Origin of the sequence: Sphingomonas jatrophae (assembly GCF_900113315.1) — a bacterium.
GTDB lineage: Bacteria > Pseudomonadota > Alphaproteobacteria > Sphingomonadales > Sphingomonadaceae > Sphingomonas_P > Sphingomonas_P jatrophae.
Map to the genome: position 1 here is coordinate 1,050,344 of NZ_FOZG01000002.1, position 26,932 is coordinate 1,077,275.

Consider the following 26,932-nt stretch of genomic DNA (forward strand, 5'->3'; position numbering starts at 1 on the left):
AACCGGCTTGCGGTTAAGCGATCGTTACGGTCGGTCCGGATCGGGAGACGATCCACGCGCCGCCCTCGTCCTTCAGCCGCCAGTCCCGCTCCCGCGCCAGCGCTGCGATCTCGCGCGCGGCGGCGGGGTCGTCCGCCGTGATCCGCACTGCGGATGCATCGCGCATCGCGCGCGCCAGCCGCAGCACCGGCCACGGGCAGCGCAGGCCGCGTGCATCCACCTCGATCACTTGTTGTCGAACGGGTTCTTCGCCGCGCGCAGCGTCAGCCGCACGGGCACCGCGCCGAATCCCAGCTCCTTGCGGATGCCGTTGACGAGATAGCGTTGATAGCTGGACGGCAGCTGATCGACGCGTGTGCCGAACAGGATGAAGCCGGGCGGCCGCGTCTTGGCCTGCGTCAGATAGCGCAGTTTGATCCGCTTGCCCCCCGGCGCGGGCGGCGGATTGGCCTCGACCGCGCGCTCGAACCAGCGATTGAGCTGGCCGGTGGAGACGCGCTTCGACCAGGCGTCGCGTACCTCGAAGGCAGCGTCGATCAGCTGGCCGAGGCCCTTGCCCGTCGCCGCCGACACGGCGATCAGCGGCACGCCCTTCACCTGCGCCAGCCCCTCATCCAGCGCGTGGCGCACGCCGCCGAACAGCGAGGAGGGGTCGCCGGCAATGTCCCACTTGTTGAGCGCGATCACCAGCGCACGGCCTTCCTGCAGCACCGCATCCGCAATGCGCAGGTCCTGCGCCTCCAGCCCGAGCGTCGCATCGAGCAGCAGCACCACCACTTCGGCGAAATCCACCGCGCGCAGAGTATCGGCGACGGACAGCTTCTCCAGCTTGTCCTGTACGCGGGCCTTCTTGCGCAGGCCCGCCGTGTCGATCAGGCGGAGCGGCCGGGTGCCGCCGTCGATCGTCGGCCAATCCATGTCGATCGCGATCGAATCGCGCGTGATGCCTGCCTCCGGGCCGGTGATCATGCGATCTTCGCCGAGGATGCGGTTGACCAGCGTCGATTTGCCCGCATTCGGCCGGCCGACGATGGCGAGCTTCAGCGGCCCTTGCGGGCGATCCTCGTCTTCGTCCTCGTCATCCGCCTCCACGTCGTCCGGCGGGCCTTCGGGCTCCAGATGCGGCAGCAGCGCCTCGAACAGGTCGGCAATGCCCTCGCCATGTTCGGCGGAGATGGGCGCGGGATCGCCGAAGCCGAGCGCGAAGGCCTCCAGCACGCCGCTGTCGCCCGCACGCCCCTCGGCCTTGTTGGCGGCGAGCGCGACGGGCGTGTCCTGCTCGCGCAGCCAGCGGGCGATCTCCTCGTCGAGCGGCGTCACGCCGGCCCGCGAATCGATCAGGAACAGCGCCACGTCGGCACCGCGCACCGCCGCCTCCGTCTGCTGGCGCATGCGGCCGGGCAGCGTTTCGGGATCCTCGTCCTCGAAGCCGGCGGTGTCGACGACGCGGAACTTGAGGCCGATCAGCTCCGCCTCGCCCTCGCGCCGGTCGCGCGTGACGCCGGGCCGATCGTCGACCAGCGCGAGACGCTTGCCGACGAGACGGTTGAACAGGGTGGATTTGCCGACATTGGGGCGGCCGACGATCGCAACGGTAGGAAGAGGCATTGCGCGCCTATAGCCGCATTTGCCGCCAGGTTCGATCAACTTGCAGGCAAGGGGCGGCAATAAGCCACTGCCGCCCCGAACGCTTATCGCCAGGCGGTGATCTGGCCGTCGTTGGTCAGCACGTAGAGCATGTTGTCCGCAACGACGAGCGGCAGCGCGACCGAGTCGCCCACGTCCACCGCATCGCCCACCTTGCCGTCCGCCACGCCGACGCTGACCAGCTCGCCCCGGCTCGATGCCACGAGCAGGCGGTCACCCGCCAGCACCGGGCCGATCCAGGTGATCGGGCCGGTCTTCTTCTTCTGGTTGCGGAAGTGGCGCAGCTGCGCGGACCAGCGGACGCGGCCGGTGGTGCGCTGGATGCACAGCAAGCGCGCATCGTCGGTGACGACGAACAGCCAGTCGCCCGCCACCCACGGCGTCGAGATGCCGGCGATGTTCAGCTCCCATACGCGCTGCCCGGTGACGAGCTCCATCGCCACCATGCGCCCGCCCTGCCCGACGGCATAGACGCGGCCCTGATCGATCACCGGCGACGCGTCGATATCGGACAGCGAGGCGACGGCGGTGGAGATGGACGTGCGCGACAGCGCGTCCTGCCACACGGCGCGGCCATTTTCGTAGCGATAGGCAGTCAGCTCTCCGCTAGAGAAGCCCGCGACCACCGTCTGCGCACCCGAAGCCGGTGCCGCGACGCCGAACACGCCCGCCACTTCCAGGGTGCCCGCCGCATTCCACACCGTCGATCCATCCGTCGCGCTCAGTGCAAACAGCTGATTGTCGGCGGAGACGACATAGACGTTGCCGTCGGACACGGTCGGCGCGCCGCGCAGCGGGCCGCCCGGCCGCACCTTCCACAGCTGCTTGCCGTCTGCCGCGGTGAAGGCGACCGCGTCGCCCAGGCCGTTGGTGGCGTAGACCTTGCCATCGTCATAGCTGACGCCGCCGCCATAAAGCGCGCGCGAATCGCCCTTCGCCCGCTTGCTGTCCTCCGATACGCTGCCGACTGCCGACTGCCACAGCCGCGCCCCCGTCTTCGCGTCGAAGGCGTGCAGCTGCGCCTGCGTGTCGACCACGAACAGCTTGCCGTCGGCAATGACGGGCGCCGCGCCCAGCCGTGCCTTGGGGCCGCCGCCATCGATCTTCGCCGTCCACGCCCGCGCCAGCGTGGCGCCGAGCGCGACATGCCCCATCGACTTCTCGGCATTGCCGCCCGGCTGCGCCCAGGCTGCGTTCGGCGCTGCGGCAGGCACCACCACCGGCAGCTCCGCAATCGTCGCGTCGACTTCCGCACCCGCCTCCGCGGTGAGCACGGGAACGCGCTCGCCCAGCACCGGGGTCTTCGATTTCTTGCCGTCGCCGCGGAAGATCCCGCAGCTGCTCAGCAGCGCCAGCGTCGCCAGCGCCACGCCCACCCGCTTCATCACCATGTCGCTCAGCCCGCCTCTCCTGCCGCGGCGACCCCGTCCACGCCCAGCTGCCCCGAAATACGCACCGCCCGCGCCCGCAGCGTCTCGGGCAAGGTCTTGTCCTTGGCCAGCGCGGCGAACAACGGCCCCGCCTTCGCCGGCTGGTTCATCTTGAGATAGGCCAGGGCCGTCATCTCGCCCGCGCTGCCGAACCATGGGCCGCCCGCCACCGCCAGCGGCTTCAGCCGCTCGATCACCTGCGCCGGCGCCAGCGTGTCGAATTCGGCCGCGGTGCCGCGGATCGTCGCCAGATCGCGGAAGGGCTGCGGCACGTTGGTGTCTGCGGCGATGGTGCGGAACTGCGCGGCGGCGGCCTTCAGGTCGCCCTTGGACTGTGCCAGCCCCGCCTGGGTCAGCCGCGCGGCCACCGCATAAGTGTCGCTGCCGTCCGCCGCCAGCGTACCGAGCGCCGCGCGCGCCGGCGCTTCCCGCCCGTCGCCCAGTGCCGCGATCGCGCCGTCGAACGCCTCCGCCCGCGCATCGAGTGCCGCGGCGCGGCGATGCTGCCAGTAGAGCGCGCCCGCCAGAGCCATGAGCGCGAGCACCACCAGCGCGCCGATCAGCACGCCATAGCGGCGCCACGCGCGCTTCAGCTGGGCGGCGCGCAGCTCCTCGTCGACTTCACGAAAGAAGGCGTCCTGATTGGCAGGCGTCAGGGCCAAGGCGGCGAAACTCCGGAAAAAAGGCGGGCCTCTTTAGACGCGCCTGCCGCTGAACGGAAGCTGTCCTCAGCCTTTCGGGCGATACACCTGATCGGGCGTCGGAAAGGCCCGCGCACGCACGTCCGCGGCATAAGCGGCGGCGGCGTCGGTGATGGCGCCGGCGATGTCGCCATAACGCTTCACGAAACGTGGCACCCGCTCGAACATGCCGAGCATGTCCTCGGTCACCAGCACCTGCCCGTCGCACCGCGCCGAGGCGCCGATGCCGATGACGGGGCAGGCGATCTCCGCCGCCAGCCGGTCGGCCAACGGCTCGATCACGCCTTCCGCGACGATGGCGAAGGCGCCCGCGGCGGCGATCGCCTTGGCGTCGGCGAGGATCTTCGCCTGCTCCGCCTCGCTGCGCCCGCGCGCGCCATAGCCGCCGAGTGCATTCACCGCCTGCGGCGTCAGGCCGACATGGCCCATCACCGGGACGCCGCGCTGGCTGAGGAAGGCGACGACGGGCGCCATCGCCTCACCGCCCTCCAGCTTCACCGCGGCCGCACCCGTCTCCGCCATGATCCGCGCGGCGGAGGTGAAGGCCTGTGCCGGCCCCGCCTCATAGCTGCCAAACGGCATGTCGATCACCACCGCCGCATGATAGCTGCCGCGCACCACCGCGGCGCCATGCGCGCACATCATATCGAGCGTGACGGCAAGCGTGGACGGCAGGCCGTAGATCACCTGGCCCAGGCTGTCGCCGACCAGCAGGATGTCGCAATGCGCGTCGAGCAGCTGCGCCATGCGCGCGGTGTAGGCGGTCAGCATCACCAGCGGCTCGCCACCCTTGCGCCCTTGGATGGCGGGGATGGTGACGCGCTTCATCGGGGCGGGCGTCGGCGTGGCTCGGCTGGTCGCCGTGTCGATTGTGAAAGTCGTTGACATAGGTGAGAGACTAGTCGGCCGAGTCCCGGGCGGCAACTTGCGCCAGCGGAATCTTGGCCAGATGCGGCTCTTTTCGCGATTATGCGCGTTCTATGGCCCGCTGTCGCGATGAACTCGCGTCTGAAACGATCGGAGGATTTCCATGAAGAGCCTTCTTTTCGCCGCTGCGCTCGCCATTTCGCTGCCCGCCATGGCGCAGGAGATGAGCATGGGCATGTCGCAGACCCCGCCCGCCGCCGACACCGCTGCCCCTGCGGGCTCGATGGCGCCTGCCACCAGCGCCACCGACGCGATGCCGCCCGCCGCCACCGCCGGCACCGACTCGATGACCACGCAGACCGATCCGGGTGCGATGTCGACCGCGCCGGCCGCGGGGATGGATGCCAGCACCACCACCGGTGCGGGCACGACCAGCACGATGTCGACCACCGATACGTCGACCGCGCCGACTGGCATGGCGAGCGCGCCGGCCGCGGGCGATTCGACCAATTATCCGGTCTGCTCGCGCACCGTGAAGGATCGCTGCATCAATCGCGGCGCACGCCGCTAAGCGGTTCACGCCGCCCGCTCCGGCGGGTCGAACAGGGGGTCGCCCGGTAGGGCGGCCCCTTTTTCATGTGCCGGAGGGCGGACTGGAGCCGCAGCGCCGTCCATTCACCTCGTCATGCTGAAACGAGCTCAGCATCCACAGTGCGGGTAAACTGTCGTTCACTGTCGCTGGTCCACTTCCAGGCAGCGTCGGACGCTCCGCACGGTGGATGCTGATACGAGTTCAGCATGACGAGGATACGAAAAAGGGCCAGGCACACGGCCCAGCCCCTCTCTCACTTTGTCAGCCCCAACGCTTCCGCGTCAGCCGCGCTCGATCAGCGGCCCTCGCCGCCCGGTGGAACGCCCTCGGGCGCAGCACCGCCCATGCCGCCCAGACCACCCATGCCGCGCATCATCGCCTCGATGCCGCCGGGCTTGATGCCGCGCAGCGTCACGTCGAAGGTCAGCAGCGCATTGGGCGGGATCACGCCGTCGCCCGCACCCGCCGGTCCGTAGCCGAGCTCGGGCGGGATCCAGAAGCGGTATTCGGATCCCTCGTTCATCAGCTGCAGCCCCTCGACCCAGCCGGGGATCACGCCGCCCACCGGCAGCGTCGCCGGGCCGCCATGCAGCGCGCTGGCGTCGAACGTCTCGCCGCTGGCCAGCTTGCCGACATAATCGACCACCACCACGTCGTTCGCGGTCGGGCGCGGACCGGTGCCGGGCTTCAGGATCTTGTACTGCAGCCCCGACGGCGTGGTGTGCACGCCGTCGCGCGTCGCATTCTTCGCAAGGAAGGCGGCCGGCGGCGTCGCCATGCGCACCTGCCGCTCGGTGCCGGCCCACGCGGCGGCGACACCGATCACGACGAGCAGGCCGATGCCGATCCAGAGCGCGGTCAGCGCGCTCCGCTTGATCGGGCGAAGAGGGACGGCGGTGACGTCGGACAAGGGTGCGCCTCGCGAAGCTCGATTACGGGTAAGCGGTCAGCGGGCCGGGCCTGCGCCCGGCACCGGGCTCAACGCTGGCCGTCGCGCTCGGCGCGCTTGCGCTCCAGCTTGCGGGCGCGGCGGATCGCGGCGGCACGCTCGCGCGCACGCTTTTCCGACGGCTTCTCATAGTGGCGGCGCAGCTTCATCTCGCGATACACGCCCTCGCGCTGCAGCTTCTTCTTGAGCGCGCGCAGCGCCTGGTCGACATTGTTGTCGCGAACGATGATCTGCATAAAACCCAGCCGTCTCCAAAACCTAGCGCCAACGATGGCTCCGATAAGGAACCGGAACGCCACACGCGTGAAAAAGGTGCGCGGCGGGCGCTAGACCCGCAGCGGAAGACGCGCCCCCTAGCGCGATTCCCCCAAGGCCACAAGGTTCAACTCCGCGCGGTTCGGGCGTAAGCTGCCGGGCGAGGCAGAGGAGACACGCACGATGGCCACGCTGAGCCAGGATCGCCCGCAAACGGGCATGAGCACGGCGGAGCAGGCCGCCCGTCAGGAGCTCGCCGCCTGCTACCGCGTGTTCGATCATCTCGGCTGGTCCGAATCGATCTACAATCACATCACCCTGAAGGTGCCGGGCGAGGAGGGCGCCTTCCTGATCAACCCGTTCGGCCTGCATTTCTCGGAGGTCACCGCCTCCAGCCTCGTCAAGATCGACATCGACGGCAACAAGCTCAGCGAATCGCCTCACGGCGTGAACCGCGCCGGCTTCGTCCAGCATTCCATGTTCCACCGCCACCTGTCCGACGCGCACTGCATCGCGCACACGCACACCACCGCGGGCATGGCCGTCGCCTCGCTGGAGGGCGGGCTGCGGCCGATCAACTTCTACGCCGCAGGCTTTGCCGGCCAGGTCGCCTATCACGATTTCGAAGGCGTGACGGTGCGCGACGAGGAGGGGCCGCGCCTCGTCGCCTCGCTCGGCCAGCGCCGCCAGATGCTGCTGCGCAACCACGGCATCCTCGTCATGGGCCGCACGGTGGCGGAGACGTTCCTGCGCCACTGGCTGCTCCAGCGCGCCTGCGAGGTGCAGCTGGCGACGCTCAGCATGGGGCAGCCGATCGAGGTGCCGGCCGAGGTGATCGCCGTCCACCAGCGCGATCTGCACATGGCGCAGGCGCCGGGCGGGCCCGGTGCCGCCGATTTCGCCGCCATGGTCCGCCGCATCGACCGCATCGATCCGAGCTGGCGCGACTGATGACGCGCTTCACCGTCAACGGCCAGCCGGTCCACTACCGCCTCGATCCCGCCACGCCCCTGCTGTGGGCGCTGCGCGACGCGTCGAATCTCACCGGCACCAAATATGGCTGCGGCGTGGGGCAGTGCGGCGCCTGCACCGTCCACGTCGATGGCGTGGCGCAGCGATCCTGCCAGCTGCCGATCGGCGGGATCGAGGGCAGCTTCGTCACGACAATCGAGGCACTGTCGCGCGATCGCGGCCATCCGGTGCAGCAGGCGTGGGTGGCCGAATCGGTGCCGCAATGCGGCTATTGCCAGTCGGGCATGATCATGGCCGCCTCTGCCCTGCTCGAGCGCAACCGCAATCCTAGCGATGCGGAGATCGACGCGGCGATCACCAACATCTGCCGCTGCGGCACCTATCCGCGCATCCGCCGCGCCATCCGCCGCGCCGCTGCGGTGCTGCGCGGTGCGGAGACGATCGCCGCCGCGCCGCCCCCCGGCATCGATCCCGCCGACGCCGCCCGCGCGGTGCCGGCGCTCACCCCGCCCCGCCGCTGACGCTTCGTGTCAGCGGCGAAATGCCGCGCCGCTTTTCGCCGCAAGCCTGTCGCCAAGCTGTCGGACGCATTCCCGGGCCATTCAGCCGAATCGGCGCAGAAGGAACGGGTCGGACGGAGAGGACTTTCTCCCCGTCCCATGACGAAGACAGGAGAATGATCATGCGGAAGCTGATTGTCGCGGCGCTGATGGGCGCCACCATGGTCACGGGCGTCGCCTCCGCGCAGACGCCGGAGCTGCGCCAGAACCGGCGCGATGTGCGCGAGGCGCAGCGCGACCTGCGCGATGCGCAGCGCTGGGGCGATCGCCGCGACGTGCGCGACGCGCGCGAGGATCTGCGCGACGCCCGGCAGGAGCAGCGCGAGGATTGGCGCGATTATCGCCGCACCAATCGCGCCGCCTATCGCATGCCCGCTTATGTCGGCCCGCAGCGCGGCTGGCGCTATCGCCCGGTGACGGTCGGCTATCGGTTCCAGCCGAGCTATTACGGCCAGCGTTACTGGATCGATGCGCCGCGCTATCGCCTGCCGGCCGCCCGCGCCGGGGCGCGCTGGATCCGCTATGGTGACGATGTCGCCCTGGTGAACGTCCGCACCGGCCGCGTCCTGCAGGTCTACAACAACTTCTTCTGGCGCTAAGCCGGAGGGATCGGGCGGCCCGGGTGCGCAACCACCCGGGCCGTCCTTTCATGCGCGCTTGACGCCGCCGCCCGGCTGGCAGACGCGGGCGCCATGATGGAATCCGTTCCCGCCGCCACCCTGATTCTGTGGCGCGATGGTCCGCCCGCCGAAATCCTGATGGTGGAGCGCGCCGCCACGATGGCGTTCGCCGCGGGCGCGATGGTGTTCCCCGGCGGCCGCGTCGATCCGGGCGATCATGCGCTGGCAGCGGGCGCCGACGATCCGGGGGACGCCGCCGCGCGCATCGCCGCCATTCGCGAGACGATCGAGGAGACTGGGATCGCGGTCGGCCTCGATCCCGTGCCCGGCGCCGCCGATCTCGCCCACATGCGCGCCGCACTTGCCGACGGGGCGGGCTTCGCCGCGCTGCTCGAGGCGGGCGGCTACCGCCTGATGCTCGATCGACTGGTGCCGTTCGCGCGCTGGTGCCCGCCCGCAGGCGCCGAGACGCGCCGGTTCGACACGCGCTTCTATGTGGCGGACGCCCCGGCGGAAACGCGCGCGCTGGCCGATGGCAGCGAGACGACCGCGGTGCGCTGGACCACGCCGGCGGACGTGCTGGCCGATGCCGAGGCGGGCCGCTGCCACCTCATCTTCCCGACATTGCGCAATCTCGAACGGCTCGCCGGCCTGACCGATCTCGCCGCCCTCCGCGGACATGCGGCGGCGCATCCGGTGCGGATGATCGAGCCGTTCGTCGAGACCGATGCAGAGGGTGGATGGCTCTGCATCCCCGACGATGTCGGCTATCCGGTCACGCGCCAGCGGTTGAGCGACGTTCGCCGCGGCTAGACGCAGGCGGCGGGACGGTGGGCGATGACGGGCTCGAACCGCCGACATCTTCCGTGTAAAGGAAGCGCTCTACCAACTGAGCTAATCGCCCCGTCCGTGCGCGCCGCATGCCACCCCCGCGCCGCGCAAACAAGCGCCCGCATTCACATCGGCAGGCAGCCGCCCTTCGCCGCAGCGGCAAGACACGCCGTCATCCCCTCCTGCCCCTTGGGCGAGAGAACGACGAACACGCGCCGCCGGTCGTTCGGATCGGCATCGCGGACGATCAGTTCCGCATCCGCCAGCAGCTTGATCCAGCGCAGCGCCGTGGTCGACGGCACCGCCGCGGCGATGCACAGGCTGGAGACGGAAACGCGCACGCCCTCCATCCTTGCGGCGGTCAGGTCGAGCAGCATGTCCCACGCCGGATCGGCGAACAGCCCTTCGCCGAACACCTGATCGCGCTGGCGCCGCGCCCGGATCATCGCGCGGATCGCGGCGGGCTGGACGGGCGTGGCGGGCGCGCTGCCGCGGAATGGCGGCGCGGGGGCGGCAACATAAGGCGCGCGCGACGGCGCTTCCTCGCTGATGTCCGAAATCGCGCGGGCGAGACGGGCCATCTCCTCGCTCAGCCGGCGCAGCCGTGCGGCATGCGCCTGATCCTCCTCCTCGCGCACGCCGCCGCGCAGCGCCGCCAGCGACAGCGCCAGTTCGCCGGCAATCTCGGTCGGCTCGGGATCGCACAGCAGCCGCGGGCCACCTGGAAAGGCGAGCGCGCCCGCCTCGTCCAGATCCGCGCGCGAGACGATGACGACGCCGCCCACCTCCGCCAGCGCGTCGATCAGCGCCTCGCTCGGGCTCACGCCGCGCAGATCCGCCAGCACCGCGTCCGGCCGGCGCAGCAGCAGCGCGTCCGCCGCCGCCTCGGGTGCGACCGGCCCCTCCGTCCGCGCCTCCACCGCCTCCACCAGCGTGCACAGCGCGGCGCCGCCGATCGTCAGGACAGTCGGCTGGACGGTGACACCCTGCATATCTGGTTTCCCCTTCGCACCGGAACCGCGCCCCGCGGCGGCCGTTCCGGGGGCATCTGGATGGAGATCAGGACATGGCGGGCAAATATACCGCGCGCAACCGCGAAGGCGATCATGTGCTGAAGGCGGACGATCCCCTCGCCACCCGCCTGCTCAAGGAAGAGCATCACCGTTTCCGCGAACTGTTCGACGCGGTGGAGGAAGCCGAGGGCGAGGCGCTGGTGCCGATCGCGCAGGAATTGTGCCTTCGCCTCGCCGTCCACATGACGATCGAGGAAGAGATCCTCTATCCCGCGCTGAAGCCCGTGCTCGGCGATGACGAGATCAACGAGGGCATCGTCGAACATGCCTCGGGCAAGACGCTGGCCGCTGAGATCGAGCAGCTCGACGGCACCGAGACGCTCTACAAGGCCAAGCTGCACGTGCTCGGCGAGGAGACGATCCACCACATCGACGAGGAGGATCGCGACATGTTCGAGGATGCGCGGCAAGCGCATGCCGCGGGCAAGATCGATCTCGATGCGCTGGGCGAGACGCTGCGCGCGCGCCAGGCCGAACTCTATGCGCAGGTCGAGAAGACGGGCGAGCTCGGCCCCACGGACGAGGCCGACGCCGAGGAGATTCCGACCGCAGCGTGATCGATCGGAGACGCGCGCAGGTGCCGCCGCTAGGATCGGCGCATGACGCCCGCGCCGCGCCTTGTCTGCAAACAGATGGCCTCGCCGGTCGGCACGCTCACGCTGGTGGCGGGCGAGGCCGGACTTGTCGCGATCCTGTGGCAGGATGACGATCCGGCCCGCGTGCCGCTGGGCCCGCTTGCCGACGATAGCGATCACCCGCTGCTCCTGGAAACCACGCGCCAGCTCGACGCCTATTTCGCTGGCGCCCGCCGCAGCTTCGATCTCCCGCTCGCTCCCAGCGGCACGCCGTTCCAGCGGCAGGTTTGGGCGGCGCTGCTGACCATCCCCTATGGCGAGACGCGCAGCTATGGCCAACTGGCGGTCACGCTTGGCCGCCCCGGTGCGGCGCGGGCCGTCGGCGCGGCGAACGGGCGCAATCCATTGTCGATCGTCGCGCCGTGCCACCGGATCGTCGGCGGCAGCGGCGCGCTGACCGGCTTTGCCGGCGGGCTCGCCGCCAAACATTATCTGCTCACGCTCGAGAGACGCGGCGCCGGCACGCTGCTGCTCTGACGTCCAAGCCGCCGGTCGAAGCGCGTGGCGGATCGGTCGATTCGCCGCGCGCGATTTCCCCGACTGCGCCACCGTCCCGCGATGCTCGCTGCCCTCGTCGCGGCGCTGGCCTTGCAGGCACCGCTTCCCGCGCCGCCGACGCCCACGGCCACGCTGCCGCCCGCACAGATCGATGACACGCTGGAGATTGGCGGCGAGGGCGTCGCCGCACGCTCGGTCAACACGCGCCTCACCGTGCCTGTCCGGGTCAACGGCGCGGGGCCGTTCCGCTTCATCGTCGATAGCGGCGCCGATCGCTCGGTCGTCGGCCTCGGCATCGCGTCCCGGCTGGAATTGCCGCCGGAGGATTCGGTCATGCTCCACAGCGTTGCGGGTGCGACGCGCGTCTCGACGGTGCGGGTCGACAGCCTGTCGCTCGGCACCACCGTGATCGAGGGGCTGACGCTGCCGGTGCTGCTCGACAGCCATATCGGCGCGGCGGGCCTGATCGGCATCGATGCGCTGGCCAATCAGCGGCTGCTGCTCGATTTCAAGCGCCAGCTGATCCAGGTCGAGGATTCGCGCCGCTCGGCCACGATGCTGGACGGCGAGATCGTCGTCACCGCGCGCCGGCGCCGCGGCCAGCTGATCCTGACCGAGGTGACGGTGGGCGGGCGGCGCGTCTCGGCGGTGATCGACACCGGGTCGGAGGTGACGATCGGCAACATGGCCCTGCATCGGCATATGGCGCAGCGCCGCCGTGGCCGGCCGCTCCGTCCGGTCACGCTGACCAGCGTCACCGGTGCGTCGGTGGAGGCGGACCTCGCCATTCTGCCGACGATCCGCATCGGCCGCCTGGAATTGCGCGACCTCACCGTCGCCTTCGCCGATCTGCCGCCCTTCCGCCTGTTCGGCCTGGCCGATCAGCCGGCCCTGCTGCTCGGCACCGACGTGCTGGAGACGTTCCGCCGCGTCGCGCTCGATTTCGGGCGGCGGCGTGTGCGGTTTCAGCTGCGGCGGGAATGACGGCTCAGTTGCCGCGCGCCTTCACCGCCGCGCCTGCGCCCGCGCCGCTGCGTTCGCAATAATAATAGCCGTCGCGCGCCGCGGCATCGAACTCACCCGACGTGTCGTAGCAGCGCGTGCCGCGCTCCACCCGCACGCCCGCCTTCGCCTCGACGCGCGGAGTGGTCCCGGCGGCTGCCCGGTCGCTCGCCATCCGGGCCGAATCGCGCGCTTCGTCATCGATCGCGCGGACCTGGCCGGTGACGCCGCCCAGCGTCGCGCCCGGCAGCGCCTGCTGGTTCAGCCCTTCGCCCACCATGGCGCCGACGCCCTGACCCGTGCCGGGGATCTGCGCCACCGCAATGCCCGACACCAGCGCGAGACCGAGACCAAGCATCCGCCGCATCGCATCCTCCATCCTGTCCTGGGAAAGCGACCGAAGCGGCCGAATCGTTCCTCAGCGGTCCCACCGCTCGACGCGCCAGCCGCGCCGTGCGGCCAGGCGCTCGAGCGGCGGCGACGGGTTGGCCGCCACCGCCTCGTCGGCCCACTCCATCACCGGCGCGTCGGAGGCATGGTCCGAATAGAAGCGCACCTTCACCGCCGCGCGCTCGATCCCCTCGGCGCGCAGCCATGCCTCGATCATGCGGAGCTTGTCCGGCCCGTAGCAATTCTCGCCGTCGATCCGCGCCATGATGCGGTCGTCCAGCCCGGCGATCGAGTTGGTCGCGATCACGTCGTCAAAGCCCAGCCGCGCGGCGATCGCCTCGACATAGAGGCGGTAGGATGCGGTCGCGAGGACGAGGCGGCGCCCCTCCGCCCTGTCCGCTGCGATCTGCGCCAGCGCGCCGGGCAGCACGTTCAGCCGCAGCACCCGCTCGGCATAGCTGTCCGCCACCGGCCGCAGCCGCGCGCGCTGCACCGATCGACCGATCAGCAGCGCCTGATTCCATTCCTTCAGCCGCTTCCGGCTGATCGCCCTGGCCGCATAGGCCAGCATCACCAGCGGCACGAGCGGCGCCAGCACCAGCCGCCACGGCGCGAGCCTCAGCGCCGCGTGGATCAGGAAGGGCGTGTAGGTCCCCGTCCGCGTGACGGTGCGGTCCATGTCGTAGATGGCGAGGTTGCGCATGGCCGTGCCCCTAAAGCGCGTGGCGCGAATAGCCACCGCCATTGCACGCTGCCGCACGGAACCGCGCATCGGCACTGCGCGTCTGATGCGGTGATGCTTGCCCCCGCGCGCCCTTTGCCACACAGATAGGTGGCATGAGCGGGGCGACCTTCACTCAGGATGGCGACGTGCTGCGGTTGAGCGGCGCGGTCACGCTTGCCCGGCTGGGCGACCTGCCGGAGCGGCTGGAGGCGCTGTCGCCCCCGCCCGCGCGGATCGACCTGTCCGGCATCGACCGGATCGACACTGTCGGCGCATGGGTGATCCACCGCTTCGCGCGCGAACGCAGCGTGCCGGTGGAGGGCGCCGACAAGGATACCGAACGCCTGCTGCAACAGGTCGCCGCGGGCGACCGGCAGCCGCAGGTCCGCCCCGAACGGCCCGCCCCTGCCCTTCGCGTCGCCGATCAGGTCGGCGGCGCGGCGATCCGCGCCTTCGGCACCGGCATCGGCCTGGTCGGGTTCTTCGGCGGCGTGCTGGTGGCGTTCTGGTCGCTGCTGCGCCATCCCAAGCGGCTGCGCGGCCATGCCATCATCCGCCAGTTCGAGGTGGTCGGCGTGGAGGCGCTCGGCATCATCGGGCTGATGAGCTTCCTGATCGGCATCGTCATCGCGCAGCAGGGCGCGATCCAGCTTCGCCAGTTCGGCGCGGAGGTGTTCACGATCAACCTCGTCGGCCGGCTCACCTTCCGCGAACTCGGCGTGCTGATGACGGCGATCATGGTCGCCGGCCGCTCCGGCTCCGCCTTTGCCGCGCAGATCGGCTCGATGAAGCTGGCGGAGGAAGTGGATGCGATGCGCACCATCGGCGTCTCGCCGATGGAGGCGCTGGTGGTGCCGCGCGTGCTCGCCGCCATCGTCGTCATGCCGCTGCTCGGCTTCTACGCCGCGATCATCGCGCTGATCGGCGGCGGATTGTTCAGCTGGCTGTCGCTCGACATTCCGCCGATCACCTTCGTCACCCGCATCCGCGAAGTGGTGCCGATCACCGATGTCTATCAGGGGCTGGTCAAGGCGCCGGTGTTCGGCGCGATCATCGCCATGGCGGGCTGCTTCCAGGGCATGCTGGTGGAGGGCAATGCCGAGGAGGTGGGCCTGCGCACCACCGCCGCGGTCGTGCAGTCCATCTTCCTCGTGATCGTCGTGGATGCGTTCTTCGCGGTCTTTTTTGCGCAGATCGGCTGGATATGAAGCGCGACACGGACGATCGCTGCGACGACGACATCGTCGTCCGCGTGCGCGGCCTCGCCAATCGCTTCGGCGAACAGGCGGTGCACGAAAACCTCGATCTGGAGGTGCGCCGCGGCGAGATCCTCGGCGTGGTCGGCGGCTCGGGCACGGGGAAATCGGTGCTGATGCGCTCGATCATCGGCCTGCAGACACCCGCCGAGGGCGAGATCGCGGTGTTCGGTGAGCCGATGATCGGCCGGGACGAGACAGAGGCGAAGAATGTCCGCCGCCGTTGGGGCGTACTGTTCCAGGGCGGCGCGCTGTTCAGCACGCTGACCGTCGCCGAGAACGTGCAAGTCCCTTTGCGCGAATATTATCGCCGGCTGGACCAGCGCCTGCTGGACGAGATCGCCACCTACAAGGTCGCCATGTCGGGCCTGCCGCCCGAGGCCGGTCCGAAATATCCGTCCGAGCTGTCGGGCGGCATGAAGAAGCGCGCCGGCTTGGCCCGTGCGCTCGCGCTCGATCCCGAGCTGCTGTTCCTGGACGAGCCTACCGCCGGCCTCGATCCGATCGGCGCCGCCGCGTTCGACGAGCTGATCCTCGAGCTCAAGGCGACGATGGGGTTGACCGTCTTCCTCATCACGCACGATCTCGACACGCTGTATGCCATCTGCGACCGCGTGGCGGTGCTGGCGGATCGCAAGGTGATCGCCATCGGAACGATCGAGGAATTGCTCGCGTTGGATCATCCCTGGATACAGGAATATTTCAACGGTCCACGCGGCCGGGCCGCCGCCGGCGGCGATCAGGATCTCGGCCGCGCCGAACGTGAAGAGGGGCCTCGCCTGCGGGAACAGCAGCGCCAGGCGGAAGCCGGGCAGGTCCAGGCGCAAGGCGCAGAAGGGGTGGCGCGCTGATGGAAAACCGGTCCAACAACGTGCTGGTCGGCAGCGTCGTGCTCGGCCTTACCTTGCTGACGGTCGTCTTCCTCATCTGGATCGCGGGCTTTTCCGGCGGTTCGGATCAGAAGTTCGACATCTTCTTCAAGACCTCTGTCGATGGCCTCGCCAAGGGCTCCTCGGTCACCTTCGCCGGCGTGCCGGTGGGCAAGATCGAGGACATCAACATCATGCCGCAGAGCCCCGAATTCGTGCAGGTGCGCATCTCGGTGAAGGAGGACGTGCCCGTCCTCCAGGGCACCACCGCCACCATCGCCGGCGTCGGCTTCACCGGCGTCAGCCAGATCAATCTGGACGGTGCGATCAAGGGCCAGCCGCCGATCACCGACGAGGGGCCCTATGGCGTGCCCGTCATCCCGACCAAGCCCGGCGCGCTCGGCGAACTGCTCAACTCCGCGCCGCAGCTGCTCGACAAGCTGAGCACGCTGACCGAGCGGCTCGGCCAGATGCTGGACGATCGCAACCAGAACTCGATCCGCAACATCTTGGCCAACATGGACAAGCTGTCGCAGAGCCTTGCCGGCCAGGGTCCGGAGATCCGCGCGACGCTGGCGGAAACGCGCATCGCCATCCGCTCGGCGGGCGTCGCGGCAGACCAGATCGGCCAGCTCGCCGCCACCACCAACGGCATCGTCGCGCGCGACGTCCAGCCGGCGGCCGCCAATCTGAACAAGGCGATCGCCTCGGCACAGCGCAGCATGGAGACGCTGGATGCGGCGATCGGCGATGCACGGCCGGGCCTGCGCACCTTCTCGCAGCAGACAGTGCCCAATGCGAACGCGCTGATCCGCAATCTCAACGAAATGTCCGAAGCGCTCACCGCCGTCGCGCAGAAGCTCGACCGTGGCGGCGTTGGCGGGGTGATCGGCGGCGGCCGCTTGCCCGATTACGAACCGGGGAGGAAGTGATGCGCCTGAAACCGCTCGCCGCGGCAATGCCGGCGCTGGCGCTTGCCGCCTGTGTCAGCTTCGGGGCCAAGGTGCCGCCCACGCTCATGTCGCTGACCCCTGCCGAGCGGCTTGCCCCCGGCACGGCGATGACCGGCACCGATGCACAGGCGATCGCGGTCAACCTGCCGACCGCGCCGCAGTCGCTGGTCGGCCTGCGCGTGCCCGTGCAGGCCTCGCCCACCGCCGTCGCCTATCTCAAGGACGCGCAGTGGGTGGAGCCGCCGGCGCGGCTGTTCCGCCACCTGCTCGCCGAGGTGGTGGAGGCGCGCACCGGCCGCGTCGTGCCCGATTACCGCCAGCCCGCGCTCGCCCCCGCTACCCGCCTGGACGGGCGGCTGCAGGCGTTCGGCCTCGATGCCGCCAGCAGCAGCGCCGTCGTCACCTTCGATGCGGTGCTTGCCCGCACCGGCCAGGATCAGGTGCGCACCCGCCGGTTCGAGGCGCGCGTGCCCGTCACCGCGATCGATGCGGCCAACGCGCCCGCCGCGCTCAACCAGGCGGCCAACCAGGTCGCGACCGAGGTCGCCGACTGGATCGGGCGCTGAGACGGACCGAACACCGCGGAACTTGCCTTCCGCGCGGCCTTTTGCAATCGCTCTGACATTCTATCGTCGCGCCGGAGTCATCATGCCGTCTTCCCTGCCCGAGCGGGCCATCGACCGTCGCGGGCGCGAGCCGGGGCCGCTCCGGATGTTCTTTCGGCAGTTTCTGAAGCACCCGGTGATGGTCGGCTCGATCATCCCCTCGTCGGACAAGCTGATCGCGCGGATGCTCAAGCCCGTCGATTGGGCGAACACCAAACTGTTCGTCGAATATGGCCCGGGCGTCGGCACCTTCTGCCCGCACATCCTCGAGCGGATGGCTCCCGATGCGCAGCTGATCGCGATTGACACGAACGAGGAATTCATCGGCTATCTCGGCCGCCGCATAACCGACAGCCGCTTCGTCCCCGTGCTCGGCTCCGCGGCGGACGTGCGCGCGATCATCGCTGCGCATGGCCATGCCAGCGCCGATTACATCCTCTCCGGCCTGCCCTTCTCGACCCTGCCCGCCGGCATCGGCCCGCGCATCGCCGCCGAGACGCACGCCGCGCTGCGCCCGGGCGGCGCCTTCCTCGTCTATCAGTTCAATCCCAAGGTGAAGGATTTCCTCACCCCGCACTTCCGCCGCATCGACCATGCGTTCGAGCCGGTGAACGTGCCCCCCGCCCAGCTCTACTGGGCCTGGAAGGACTGAGCTTTCCGCTCGCCTCGGCACACTCCGGGTCCGGCCCTCAGCGGCCGTCCAGCCCGAAGTTCAGCCGCCGCGTCACGTTCACGTCCAGCACCGCGACGATGAAATAGGCCAGCCCCCAGCGCAGCCGGCTGAGCCAGCCGGCCTGCGCATGCCGCTCGCGCGTAATCTCCTCGGATGCGGCCAGTTCGCCCTCGAAATAGCGGCGCATCGCTTGCGCGAAGCCGGCATCCTCCACCCGCAGAATCAGCTCCAGGTTGATGTAGAGGCTGCGCACGTCGAGATTGGCCGAGCCGATGTGCGTCACATCGTCCACCACGAACAATTTGGTGTGCAGCTTGGTCGCGGCATATTCGAACACGCGGACGCCGCGCCGGATCAGCCGGGCATAGGTGTGGCGCGCGGCGGCGATCGTCGCGTCATTGTCCGATTTGCCCGCGGTCAGCACGCGCGCGGTGCCGCCCGCCTTGGTCACCCGCTCGATCCGTCGCAGGATGGCGGGGTTCGGCGCGAAATAGGCAGCGATCAGGTCGATGCGCCGCGCCACCTGCATGTCGCGCTTGAGGCATAGCGCCCACGGGCTCAGCCGCCGCGTCGGCCCGCCCATCAGCCAGCGGACCGGCCCCTCCGCCTCGCTCGCCCCCTTGAGGATGTGGCGCAGATCGCGCCAGCGGCCCTTGGGCATCCGCGCCCACGCCTCCAGCGCGTCGTAATAGGGCGCCAGCCGCGCCGCCGCCGGCCCCTCCACCAGCAGGCCGAGATCGCGCCATGCGCCATCGTCCGCCGCACCGAAATAATCCGCCTCGACGTTGAAGCCGCCGACGATCACCGATGTCTCGTCGGCCAGTGCCAGCTTCTGGTGGTTGCGCAGCAGATAGCGCCGGCCGAAACGCGGGCTGAAGCGGCAGACATGCGCCCCCGCCTGCTCCAGCGGCGCGAACAGGGCATCGTCCGCATCGCTACCGAAGCCGTCGATGATCAGCGATACGCGCACGCCGCGCTGCACCGCCGCCAGCAGGGCATCGCGCACCTGCCGCCCGGTGTCGTCGTCGGTGTAGATGTAGTAGAGCAGCCGCAGCGATTTGCGCGCGCCCTCGATCAGCGCGATCAGCGCCTCGAGCCGCGTTTCGCCCTCCACCAGCAGGCGCAGCCGGTTGCCCGCGACCTCATGGGTCACGCCGTCCGCCCCCGCCTCTTCGCGCTCCGCATCCGCCATCCGGGCTGCAACGCCCGCCCGCCCGCTGGTTTCCGACCTTGACGTGCAGGCCCGTTTTCGGCTAGCGGCACGCCTTTCCCACAGCCACCGAGCTGCGGCCCCTGAGCGGAGCGATGAGATGGCGCGCGTCACCGTCGAGGATTGCGTCGACAAGATCCCGAACCGGTTCGATCTGGTTCTGCTGGCAGCGCAGCGTGCCCGCCAGATTTCCGGCGGCGCCGAGCTGACGCTCGATCGCGACCGGGACAAGAACCCCGTCGTGGCGCTGCGCGAGATCGCGGAAGAGACCGTGCTCCCGCGTGAGCTGGAAGAGGCGGTCGTCTCCAACATGCAGCGCGTCCAGGTCGACGATGACGATGCGCCGGACGAGATTGGCAGCCTCGCCGCCTCGGCCGAGGCGCTGCGCCTCACCGCCGCCGCACCGCCGCGCAACCAGAATACCGGCGGCGATTACGAATAAGCAGGAAGGGGCGAGCGGATCGCCCCTTCTTCGTTTCGGCCACCTGCGTGACGGCGTGACACCGGCGCGCTGAACAATCTTGTTGCGCCGCAAACCCTTCCCGCTTGCCTTTCCGCGCCCCCGCGCCCCATGTAGCGCGGGTGCTGAGACAATATGAGCTGGTCGATCGGGTTTTAAGCTACGATCCCGACGCGGATGAGGCGCTGCTCAATCGCGCCTACGTCTTCTCCGTCGCCGCGCACGGCAATCAGAAGCGCGCCTCCGGCGACCCCTATTTCAGCCATCCGATCGAGGTGGCGGGCATCCTCACTGATCTCCGCCTCGATGCGGAGACGATCGCCACCGCCATCCTGCACGACACGATCGAGGATACGGTCGCAACACGCGAGGAGATCGAGGCGAAGTTCGGCGGCAACGTCGCGCGGATGGTCGACGGCGTCACCAAGCTGTCGAAGATCGAGGCGCAGACGGAGAATGAGCGCGCGGCGGAGAACCTCCGCAAGTTCCTCCTCGCCATGTCCGACGACATTCGCGTGCTGCTCGTCAAGCTGGCCGACCGGCTGCACAACATGCGCACGCTCCACTTCATCAAGTCGGAGGAGAAGCGCCGCCGCATCGCCCGCGAGACGATGGAGATCTACGCGCCGCTGGCCGAGCGGATCGGCATGTACGAGTTCATGAAGGAGATGCAGACACTCGCCTTCAAGCAGCTCGAGCCCGAGGCTTATGAGGGCATCACCCGGCGGCTGGCGCAGCTGAAGGAAGGCGGCGGCGATCAGATCAGCCGCATCAGCTCAGGCATCCGCCTGTTGCTCGGCCGCGCCGGCCTCCAGGCGGAGGTTTCGGGGCGCGAAAAGCATCCTTATTCGATCTGGCGCAAGATGGCCGAGCGGCACATCAGCTTCGAGCAACTGTCCGACGTGATGGCCTTCCGCGTCGTCGTCGATTCGGCCGAGGATTGCTACCGCGCGCTCGGCCTGATCCACGGCCGCTGGCCGAGCGTGCCGGGCCGGTTCAAGGATTATATCTCCACGCCCAAGCGCAACGGCTATCGCTCGCTCCACACCACCGTCTTCCACAACGAGAAGGCGCGGATCGAGGTGCAGATCCGGAGCCATGAGATGCACGCGCAGGCCGAATATGGCCTCGCCGCGCACTGGGCGTACAAGCAGAAGGGCGATCCCGACACGCAGGTGCCGTGGATCCGCGATCTGGTCGAGATCCTCGAGCAGGCGGAAAGCCCGGAGGAGCTGCTCGAACATACCCGCATGGGGCTCTACCAGGATCGCGTCTTCGCCTTCACGCCCACGGGTGAGCTGATCCAGCTGCCCAAGGGCGCGACCGCGATCGATTTCGCTTATGCCGTCCACACCGATCTCGGCGATCAGGCGGTGGGCGCCAAGGTCAATGGCCGCGTCGTCCCCTTGCGCACCCGGATCGAGAATGGCGACCAGATCGTCATCCTCCGCTCCAAGGCGCAGCATCCGGAGCCGTCGTGGCTCACCTTCGCCACGACGGGCAAGGCGCGCGCCGCCATCCGCCGCTTCGTCCGCCACAAGGAACATGACGAGACGGTCGCGCTCGGCCGCAATTTCTATGACGAGATCGTCCAGCGCCTGCCCGCGCCGATCGCACCCGAGGCGTTGCACCAGGCGGTCAAGCGGCTGAAGCTGTCGGACGCGGATGCGCTGATGGAGGCGATCGCCCGCCGCCACGTGACGGACGAGCAGGTGATGGAGGCGCTGATGCCCGGCGCCACCGGCTCCGACGTCGCCCGCCTGAAGGCGCCGCCGCAGCGCGCCGCCATCTCGATCAGGGGGCTGACCCCCGGCGTCGCCTATCGGCTGGCGCCCTGCTGCCATCCGGTGCCGGGCGACCGCATCGTCGGTCTCCGCCGGCCCGACGAGATGGTCGAGGTCCACGCCATCGACTGTCCGGAACTCGCCGACGGCGTCGATGCCGACTGGGTCGATCTGGCGTGGGGCGACGGTTCGGACGGCGGCATCGCCCGCCTGTCGGTAATCGTGAAGAACGAGCCCGGCTCGCTCGGCGTGATGGCGACGATCCTCGGGCAGCAGGGCGCGAACATCGTCAACATGGCGCTGTTCCACCGCGACCGCGCCTTCCACACCAACCATGTCGCCGTGGAGGTCCGCGATCGCGCGCATCTCGAGCGCATCCTGGCCGCACTCCGCGCCGCCGATGCGATCAGCCAGGCCGAGCGGATCTAGACCGGCTTAGCGCGGGCAAAGCTCGTAGAGCCGGCGCTTCTGCGCCCGGTTCATGCGGTCGCGCAGCTTCCATGCGCGCATGCACGCGGCGGACACCGCCGGCGCCGCCTGTCGCCCCTGCTGGCGCGCGCGGGCGCGCTCGGCATAGCCCTCCATCGTGCCGCGCTGCGTGAGGATCTGGCCGACCACCGCCGGGTCGGTCGCTTGCGCAAGCGCGGAGCTAGCGGCCAGCGAGGCTAAGGCGGCAAGGGCGAGGCGCAGCGTCATGGATCATCTCCCGAACGGGTCTGCCCTGAATGACGCGGCCGCCGCTTTCGATCCCTAGGGCAGGCCGATCAGGCTGATCTGCCGCCCATAATCCGGCTCACCGCGGTGCGTGGCGCGGCGGAAGGAGAAATAGCGCCGCTCGTCGGCATAGGTGTCGAGCCCCAGCGCATCGACGCGCCCCACACCCGCCGATGCCAGCCGGTGGACGACATAGGCCTCCAGATCGAACTGCCACCGCCCCGGCCGCACGCCATCGGCGAAGAAGCGTTCATTCTCCGCATCGTCTTCCGCGAATCGCCGCACGAACTCCTCGCCCACCTCGTACGACGCGCGCGCGATGCACGGGCCGACCGCTGCGGCGATCCGCCCGCGATCCGCCCCCAGCGCCTCCATCGCGGTGAGCGTCGCGTCGGTCACGCCCTTCAGCGCGCCACCCCAGCCGGCATGCGCCGCACCGACCACGCCGGCCGCTTCGTCCGCGAACAGCACCGGCGCACAATCCGCCGTCAGCACGCCCAGCAACAGCCCCGGCCGATCGGTGACGAGCGCGTCGGCGGGTGGGCGAACGTCGTCGGGGATCGGCCCGGTCACCGTCACCACGTCGGCCGAGTGGACCTGGTGCAGCGTCACCAGCGCCGCGCCCGGCGCCACGCCGGCCACGGCGCGCACCCGATTCTCGCGCACCGCGCCGAGATCGTCGGCAGAGCCAAGCCCGACGTTCAGCCCGGCATAGATGCCGCCCGATACGCCGCCTTCGCGGCCGAGAAAGCCGTGCGGGGCGGGCAGCAGGCGCGAGCGGGCGTGGGGGATCATGCCGCGTGTCTAGCGGATCGCCGCTCTGGTGCGAAGGCCGGGTTCAGAACCCCGCCGGCATCGGCCAGCCCGGCGCCACCGCTGCGATCACCTTGAACAGCGTGCCCATCTGGTCGGCCTCCGCCAGCCGCGCGCGGGCGAGCACGATCTCCTCCGTCCGCGCCGGCTGCGCGCGCGCCAGCATCGCCGCGCGCGGGCCGAGCCCAAGCGACTCGAGGAACGCCCCCTGGCCGACCGGCCCGGACGCGGCGCAGCCCGCCGCCCGCGCCGCCGCCAGCAGGGGCGTGAAATCGACATGCGCGGTCAGGTCCGCCTCGCCCGGATCGGCAAAGGGATCGGCGAAACGGTGGCCGCGCACCGCCTGCAGCGTGTCCCCCGTCACCGGCCCGGCATGGCCATAGTCGATCAGCAGCAGCGCCCCGCCCCGCCGGGCAATCCGCTCCGCCAGCGCCGCGACGATGGCGACACCCGCCGGGCACGTCTCGATCACCTCACCATCGAGCGGATCGGCGGCGAATCGCCCGCCCTCCAGCCGCACCATCCGCTCGCGCCCGTTCACCATCTGGACGATCGGCAGCGCATCGACGAACTCGTTGCCGACGACGATCAGCGGCCGGTCCGCAGGCAGGCTCCCGACCGAATCGTGCCACACCGCATCGGGCACCCGCTCCGCCTGGGCGCGCCGCAGCACCGGGCTGGTCTCGACGAAGTGGACCGGCGGCTTGAGCCCGGCCCGTGCCATCGCCCGCAGCGCGTCCGCCGTCAGCGTGCCGCGCCCCGGCCCCAGCTCCACCCAGGCGAAGTCCGCCACGCCGGCCCGGCCCGCAAGGTTCGCCGCCCACAGGCCGATCAGCTCGCCGAACATCTGGCTGATCTCGGGCGCGGTGATGAAGTCGCCGCCGCGCCCCAGCGGATCGCGCGTCGCATAATAATGCGCGTTGCACGCCGCCATCCACGCGGCGAGCGGGATCGCCCCCGCCGCGTCGACCCGCGCGCGCAGACTGTCGGCGAGATCAGGCGACGCTGGCATTCCCGGCAATCGGCTCGACCCGCACGCGGCGCGCAGGCGCGGTCCAGATCAGCCACAGGCCGCCTGCGATCATCGGCAGCGACAGCGTCTGCCCCATGCTCAGCCCCCACCACAGATGCTCCAGCCCCTCGTCCGGCTGACGCACCATCTCGACCAGGAAGCGGCACAGGCCGTAGCCGACGAGGCCGACACCCCAGAGCTTGCCCGGCTGGTAGCGCGCCTGCGTCCGCCAGAAGAGCAGGTTCAGCACGACGAACAGCAGCACGCCCTCCAGCAGCGCCTCGTAGAGCTGGCTCGGATGGCGGGGGATGCCGTCGCCGGTGCGCGGGAAGACGATCCCCCACGGCAGGCTCGTCGGCCGGCCCCACAGCTCGCCGTTCACGAAATTGGCGATGCGGCCGAAGAACAGCCCGAACGGCGTGACGCAGGCAACGTAATCGCAGATCCGCAGGAAGGAGAGGCCATGCCGCCGCGCCAGCCAGACCAGCGCGAGGATCACCCCCGCCAGCCCGCCGTGGAACGACATGCCGCCCTCCCACAGCTTCAATATCTCCAGCGGCTCGCGCAGCAATGTGGGCTTGTAGAACAGCACATAGGCCAGCCGCCCGCCGAGCAGAATGCCCAGCGTCGCGTAGAAGACGAGATCGTCGGCATGGCGCCGCGCCATCGGTGCGCCCGGCTGATCGAGCAGCTTCAGCAGATACCACCAGCCGACGAGAATGCCGGCGATGTAGCTGAGCGAATACCAGCGGATGACGGGATGGAAGCCGCCCCAGGTGCCGAGATCGATGCCGGGCGTCAGCCCGAGCGATTCCCAGTGCAGGGCGGCCGATGCGTCGGCGATGGCGGCGAGGAACATCGGACAGGCCCTTGTTGCGGTTTCCGGCTCCTTACCGGCGCGGGGCGGCCTCTCACAAGCGGCGGCGCTCCTCCAAGCGGCGCGGCTTGACTTATCCCCAGCCTTGCGTCATTTGCCCGCACGATACGGGGCGCTGGCGACGGCGCCCTTTTTCTCGTTTTCCAGGATACAAGGGCCAGGCCATGGCGAAGCCGACCACCGTCAAGATCAAGCTCGTCAGCACGGCCGACACCGGCTTCTTCTACGTCACGAAGAAGAATCCGCGGACGAAGACCGAGAAGCTCTCCTTCCGCAAGTATGATCCCGTCGTGCGCAAGCATGTCGACTTCAAGGAAGCCAAGATCAAGTGATCCTGGCCGCCCCGGCTTCAGGGCCGGGGTGACATGGCGTTTCGCGCGTAAAGCGCCGCCACCCTCTAGTTTCATCATGCCGGACCTGTTCCGGCATCCACCGCGCGGCACCTCCAGCCGCCGCTGGCGCTCGCCGCCGCCACTCCCCGTTCCGTCATGCTGAACTCGTTTCAGCATCCACCGGCAGTCACATCCTGCGGCCGGAATGCCAGGCCGCCGAGTGGATCCTGAAACAAGTCCAGGATGACGGGCTGAGCGTTAGGCCGACCGCGGCATCCTCCCCCTAAACCAATCCCTCCACCGCCTCGACGAATCGCATGACCGAGATCGGCTTGGAGACGAACGCCTCCGCCCCCGCCGCGCGAATCCGCTCCTCGTCGCCGCGCGCGGCATAGGCCGTCACCGCCATGATCGGGATCGCCGCCAGCGCCGGCTCGCGCTTCATCGCCTGGATCAGCTCCAGCCCGCTGACGTGCGGCATCTGGATGTCCATGATGACGAGGTCGGGCATGAAGGCGCGCGCCGTCGCCAGCGCCTCGCGCCCGTCGCTCACCGCCTCCGTCTCGTAATCGTGCGCGCGAAGCAGATCGCAGAACAGCTTCAGGTTGAGCGCGTTATCCTCGACAACCATCACTTTCTTCTGCACGGCGCGCCCACCCCCCGATCTTGCCGCGAGACATAGGCCATGCCCCCGCATCCAACAATCGACGCAGATGGCGCGACGGTGATCGCGCTCGCCGCCCTCGGCTGGACGCTGGAGGACGATGATCGCGCCACGCGCCTGCTCTCCGTCACCGGGCTGACGCCGGGCGATCTGCGCACCCGCATCGGCGATCCCGCGGTGCAGGCGGCGGTGCTCGCCTTCCTCGAAAGCCACGAGCCCGATCTGGTCGCCTGCGCGGAGGCGCTGCGCCGCTCGCCTGACGCGCTCGTCGCCGCCCACCGCGCATTGGATCCGATAGCATGACCCGTCCCCTGCTGATTACCGACTGCGACGAGGTGCTGCTGCACATGGTGTCGCACTTCGCCGAGTGGCTTCAGGAAGCGCACGCCATCACCTTCACCCCCGCGCAGGAAAGCTGGGCGGAGGCGATGCGCCGGGCGGATGGCAGCGTCGTGCCCGGGCCCGAAATGTGGCGGCTGCTCGGGGCTTTCTTCGACACCGAGATGCCGCGCCAGACGCTGGTGCCGCATGCGCGCGAGGCGCTGGAGAAGATCGGCGAGGTCGCCGACATCGTCGTGCTGACCAATCTGGGCGACGAGCGCCAGCCGCACCGCGTCGCACAGCTCGATGCGCTCGGCCTGCGTCACGCCGTCGTCTGCAATCAGGGCGGCAAGGGCCCCGCGGTCGAGCGTCTGCTGGCCGAGCGGCAGCCGCCCGTCGCCGCCTTTGTCGACGACATCGCCTCGCACCATGCCTCGGTGGCGGAGCATGCGCCGGACGTCTGGCGCCTGCACATGATCGCCGATGCGCCGCTCGCCGGCGTGCTGCCGCCCGCCCCTGCGGCGCATGCCCGCATCGATGATTGGGCGGAGGCGCTGCCATGGCTGCTGGAGCGGCTTCAGGGCCAGCCAGCGGCTTGACAAACCTAACCGATATGGTTATTGTCTTTCGTTGATTTCTGCCC

34 protein-coding genes and 1 tRNA gene are annotated in these 26,932 nt (G+C 69.7%); 18 read left to right on the forward strand and 17 right to left on the reverse strand.

Features of this window, described 5'->3' with window-relative positions; genetic code table 11:
- Positions 1–13: 13 nt before the first annotated feature.
- From BM360_RS14325 to panB, 5 genes are all read right to left on the reverse strand, one after another.
- The gene (locus BM360_RS14325; protein ID WP_093315713.1) at positions 14–229 is read right to left on the reverse strand and encodes a sulfurtransferase TusA family protein; all 216 of its coding nucleotides are present in this window, start codon (positions 227–229) and stop codon (positions 14–16) included.
- On the reverse strand, positions 226–1,608 hold the full coding sequence (gene der, locus BM360_RS14330; protein ID WP_093315714.1) for a ribosome biogenesis GTPase Der: 1,383 nt from the start codon (positions 1,606–1,608) through the stop codon (positions 226–228). The genes BM360_RS14325 and der overlap by 4 nt, the downstream gene beginning before the upstream one ends.
- An 83-nt stretch (positions 1,609–1,691) precedes the next feature.
- Positions 1,692–3,032 (reverse strand): PQQ-like beta-propeller repeat protein, encoded by a 1,341-nt coding sequence (locus BM360_RS14335; RefSeq protein WP_093316065.1) that lies wholly within the window; start codon positions 3,030–3,032, stop codon positions 1,692–1,694.
- Positions 3,033–3,043: 11 nt separating this feature from the next.
- A complete protein-coding gene (locus tag BM360_RS14340; protein WP_093315715.1) occupies positions 3,044–3,739 on the reverse strand; it encodes a tetratricopeptide repeat protein in 696 nt (231 codons plus the stop codon).
- Between the two features lie 66 nt (positions 3,740–3,805).
- On the reverse strand, positions 3,806–4,666 hold the full coding sequence (panB, locus tag BM360_RS14345; RefSeq protein ID WP_093315716.1) for a 3-methyl-2-oxobutanoate hydroxymethyltransferase: 861 nt from the start codon (positions 4,664–4,666) through the stop codon (positions 3,806–3,808).
- 142 nt (positions 4,667–4,808) lie between these two features.
- On the opposite strand from panB, the gene BM360_RS14350 reads away from it, so the two are divergent.
- The gene (locus BM360_RS14350) at positions 4,809–5,216 is read left to right on the forward strand and encodes a hypothetical protein (RefSeq protein ID WP_093315717.1); all 408 of its coding nucleotides are present in this window, start codon (positions 4,809–4,811) and stop codon (positions 5,214–5,216) included.
- A gap of 316 nt (positions 5,217–5,532) precedes the next feature.
- On the opposite strand, the gene BM360_RS14355 is transcribed toward BM360_RS14350, so the two are convergent.
- Positions 5,533–6,147, reverse strand: coding sequence for an FKBP-type peptidyl-prolyl cis-trans isomerase (locus BM360_RS14355; RefSeq protein ID WP_093315718.1), 615 nt, complete (start codon positions 6,145–6,147; stop codon positions 5,533–5,535).
- 68 nt (positions 6,148–6,215) lie between these two features.
- A complete protein-coding gene (rpsU, locus tag BM360_RS14360) occupies positions 6,216–6,422 on the reverse strand; it encodes a 30S ribosomal protein S21 (RefSeq protein WP_093315719.1) in 207 nt (68 codons plus the stop codon).
- 202 nt (positions 6,423–6,624) lie between these two features.
- Here rpsU and BM360_RS14365 point away from each other — a divergent pair, with 202 nt between their 5' ends.
- The 4 genes from BM360_RS14365 (at position 6,625) to BM360_RS14380 (ending at position 9,406) form a co-directional block, all read left to right on the forward strand.
- Entirely contained in the window at positions 6,625–7,392 is a 768-nt protein-coding gene (locus BM360_RS14365) for a class II aldolase/adducin family protein (protein WP_093315720.1), read from the forward strand.
- On the forward strand, positions 7,392–7,934 hold the full coding sequence (locus BM360_RS14370; RefSeq protein WP_093315721.1) for a (2Fe-2S)-binding protein: 543 nt from the start codon (positions 7,392–7,394) through the stop codon (positions 7,932–7,934). The genes BM360_RS14365 and BM360_RS14370 overlap by 1 nt, the downstream gene beginning before the upstream one ends.
- Before the next feature lie 161 nt (positions 7,935–8,095).
- Positions 8,096–8,572: an RcnB family protein gene (locus tag BM360_RS14375; RefSeq protein ID WP_093316066.1), complete on the forward strand. Its 477-nt coding sequence runs from the start codon at positions 8,096–8,098 to the stop codon at positions 8,570–8,572.
- 93 nt (positions 8,573–8,665) lie between these two features.
- Positions 8,666–9,406 (forward strand): NUDIX hydrolase, encoded by a 741-nt coding sequence (locus tag BM360_RS14380; protein WP_093315722.1) that lies wholly within the window; start codon positions 8,666–8,668, stop codon positions 9,404–9,406.
- 18 nt (positions 9,407–9,424) lie between these two features.
- Here BM360_RS14380 and BM360_RS14385 read toward each other — a convergent pair.
- Together BM360_RS14385 and BM360_RS19795 are read right to left on the reverse strand one after the other, a co-directional pair.
- Positions 9,425–9,497, reverse strand: a tRNA-Val gene (locus BM360_RS14385).
- A gap of 52 nt (positions 9,498–9,549) precedes the next feature.
- Positions 9,550–10,416, reverse strand: a complete 867-nt coding sequence (locus BM360_RS19795; protein ID WP_207544602.1) for a winged helix DNA-binding protein — start codon at positions 10,414–10,416, stop codon at positions 9,550–9,552.
- 74 nt (positions 10,417–10,490) lie between these two features.
- Here BM360_RS19795 and BM360_RS14400 point away from each other — a divergent pair, with 74 nt between their 5' ends.
- The 3 genes from BM360_RS14400 to BM360_RS14410 all read left to right on the forward strand — a co-directional run bounded on the left by BM360_RS14400 (position 10,491) and on the right by BM360_RS14410 (position 12,614).
- Positions 10,491–11,054 (forward strand): hemerythrin domain-containing protein, encoded by a 564-nt coding sequence (locus BM360_RS14400; RefSeq protein WP_093315723.1) that lies wholly within the window; start codon positions 10,491–10,493, stop codon positions 11,052–11,054.
- Between the two features lie 42 nt (positions 11,055–11,096).
- Positions 11,097–11,609: a methylated-DNA--[protein]-cysteine S-methyltransferase gene (locus BM360_RS14405; RefSeq protein WP_093315724.1), complete on the forward strand. Its 513-nt coding sequence runs from the start codon at positions 11,097–11,099 to the stop codon at positions 11,607–11,609.
- 81 nt (positions 11,610–11,690) lie between these two features.
- Positions 11,691–12,614, forward strand: coding sequence for a retropepsin-like aspartic protease (locus tag BM360_RS14410; protein ID WP_093315725.1), 924 nt, complete (start codon positions 11,691–11,693; stop codon positions 12,612–12,614).
- Positions 12,615–12,618: 4 nt separating this feature from the next.
- Here BM360_RS14410 and BM360_RS14415 read toward each other — a convergent pair whose 3' ends face one another.
- Entirely contained in the window at positions 12,619–12,999 is a 381-nt protein-coding gene (locus tag BM360_RS14415) for a hypothetical protein (RefSeq protein ID WP_131819275.1), read from the reverse strand.
- 51 nt (positions 13,000–13,050) lie between these two features.
- The gene (locus tag BM360_RS14420; protein ID WP_093315727.1) at positions 13,051–13,725 is read right to left on the reverse strand and encodes an HAD family hydrolase; all 675 of its coding nucleotides are present in this window, start codon (positions 13,723–13,725) and stop codon (positions 13,051–13,053) included.
- A gap of 134 nt (positions 13,726–13,859) precedes the next feature.
- Between BM360_RS14420 and BM360_RS14425 the strand changes: the two genes are divergently transcribed.
- From BM360_RS14425 to BM360_RS14445, 5 genes are all read left to right on the forward strand, one after another.
- Entirely contained in the window at positions 13,860–14,954 is a 1,095-nt protein-coding gene (locus tag BM360_RS14425) for an ABC transporter permease (RefSeq protein WP_093315728.1), read from the forward strand.
- Positions 14,951–15,853: an ABC transporter ATP-binding protein gene (locus BM360_RS14430; RefSeq protein ID WP_093315729.1), complete on the forward strand. Its 903-nt coding sequence runs from the start codon at positions 14,951–14,953 to the stop codon at positions 15,851–15,853. The genes BM360_RS14425 and BM360_RS14430 overlap by 4 nt, the downstream gene beginning before the upstream one ends.
- Entirely contained in the window at positions 15,853–16,803 is a 951-nt protein-coding gene (locus tag BM360_RS14435) for an MlaD family protein (RefSeq protein WP_093315730.1), read from the forward strand. Before BM360_RS14430 ends, BM360_RS14435 begins: the two co-directional genes overlap by 1 nt.
- On the forward strand, positions 16,803–17,390 hold the full coding sequence (locus BM360_RS14440) for an ABC-type transport auxiliary lipoprotein family protein (RefSeq protein ID WP_093315731.1): 588 nt from the start codon (positions 16,803–16,805) through the stop codon (positions 17,388–17,390). The genes BM360_RS14435 and BM360_RS14440 overlap by 1 nt, the downstream gene beginning before the upstream one ends.
- A gap of 82 nt (positions 17,391–17,472) precedes the next feature.
- Positions 17,473–18,081, forward strand: coding sequence for a class I SAM-dependent methyltransferase (locus BM360_RS14445; RefSeq protein WP_093315732.1), 609 nt, complete (start codon positions 17,473–17,475; stop codon positions 18,079–18,081).
- A gap of 37 nt (positions 18,082–18,118) precedes the next feature.
- Here the strand turns inward: BM360_RS14445 and BM360_RS14450 are convergent, their stop codons facing one another.
- Entirely contained in the window at positions 18,119–19,294 is a 1,176-nt protein-coding gene (locus BM360_RS14450) for a phospholipase D-like domain-containing protein (RefSeq protein ID WP_093315733.1), read from the reverse strand.
- Positions 19,295–19,412: 118 nt separating this feature from the next.
- Here BM360_RS14450 and rpoZ point away from each other — a divergent pair, with 118 nt between their 5' ends.
- Together rpoZ and BM360_RS14460 are read left to right on the forward strand one after the other, a co-directional pair.
- Positions 19,413–19,754, forward strand: a complete 342-nt coding sequence (rpoZ, locus tag BM360_RS14455) for a DNA-directed RNA polymerase subunit omega (protein WP_093315734.1) — start codon at positions 19,413–19,415, stop codon at positions 19,752–19,754.
- A gap of 140 nt (positions 19,755–19,894) precedes the next feature.
- Entirely contained in the window at positions 19,895–21,985 is a 2,091-nt protein-coding gene (locus BM360_RS14460) for a RelA/SpoT family protein (RefSeq protein WP_093315735.1), read from the forward strand.
- Between the two features lie 6 nt (positions 21,986–21,991).
- Here BM360_RS14460 and BM360_RS14465 read toward each other — a convergent pair whose 3' ends face one another.
- The 4 genes from BM360_RS14465 to lgt are packed head-to-tail and all read right to left on the reverse strand — an operon-like array spanning position 21,992 to position 24,954.
- The gene (locus BM360_RS14465) at positions 21,992–22,252 is read right to left on the reverse strand and encodes a hypothetical protein (RefSeq protein WP_093315736.1); all 261 of its coding nucleotides are present in this window, start codon (positions 22,250–22,252) and stop codon (positions 21,992–21,994) included.
- A gap of 54 nt (positions 22,253–22,306) precedes the next feature.
- Positions 22,307–23,065 carry a peptidoglycan editing factor PgeF gene (gene pgeF / locus BM360_RS14470; protein WP_093315737.1) on the reverse strand — a complete coding sequence of 253 codons (759 nt, stop codon included), beginning with the start codon at positions 23,063–23,065 and terminating at the stop codon, positions 22,307–22,309.
- A gap of 43 nt (positions 23,066–23,108) precedes the next feature.
- Positions 23,109–24,095 (reverse strand): class I SAM-dependent methyltransferase, encoded by a 987-nt coding sequence (locus tag BM360_RS14475; RefSeq protein WP_242653489.1) that lies wholly within the window; start codon positions 24,093–24,095, stop codon positions 23,109–23,111.
- Positions 24,079–24,954 carry a prolipoprotein diacylglyceryl transferase gene (gene lgt / locus BM360_RS14480; RefSeq protein ID WP_093315738.1) on the reverse strand — a complete coding sequence of 292 codons (876 nt, stop codon included), beginning with the start codon at positions 24,952–24,954 and terminating at the stop codon, positions 24,079–24,081. Before lgt ends, BM360_RS14475 begins: the two co-directional genes overlap by 17 nt.
- A 182-nt stretch (positions 24,955–25,136) precedes the next feature.
- On the opposite strand from lgt, the gene rpmG reads away from it, so the two are divergent.
- Entirely contained in the window at positions 25,137–25,304 is a 168-nt protein-coding gene (rpmG, locus tag BM360_RS14485; protein ID WP_093315739.1) for a 50S ribosomal protein L33, read from the forward strand.
- Between the two features lie 283 nt (positions 25,305–25,587).
- Here the strand turns inward: rpmG and BM360_RS14490 are convergent, their stop codons facing one another.
- Positions 25,588–25,950 carry a response regulator gene (locus BM360_RS14490; protein WP_093315740.1) on the reverse strand — a complete coding sequence of 121 codons (363 nt, stop codon included), beginning with the start codon at positions 25,948–25,950 and terminating at the stop codon, positions 25,588–25,590.
- A 39-nt stretch (positions 25,951–25,989) separates the two neighbouring features.
- Here BM360_RS14490 and BM360_RS14495 point away from each other — a divergent pair, with 39 nt between their 5' ends.
- Together BM360_RS14495 and BM360_RS14500 are read left to right on the forward strand one after the other, a co-directional pair.
- Positions 25,990–26,271: a DUF3572 domain-containing protein gene (locus BM360_RS14495; RefSeq protein WP_093315741.1), complete on the forward strand. Its 282-nt coding sequence runs from the start codon at positions 25,990–25,992 to the stop codon at positions 26,269–26,271.
- Positions 26,268–26,888 (forward strand): hypothetical protein, encoded by a 621-nt coding sequence (locus BM360_RS14500; protein ID WP_093315742.1) that lies wholly within the window; start codon positions 26,268–26,270, stop codon positions 26,886–26,888. Before BM360_RS14495 ends, BM360_RS14500 begins: the two co-directional genes overlap by 4 nt.
- Positions 26,889–26,932: the final 44 nt, after the last annotated feature.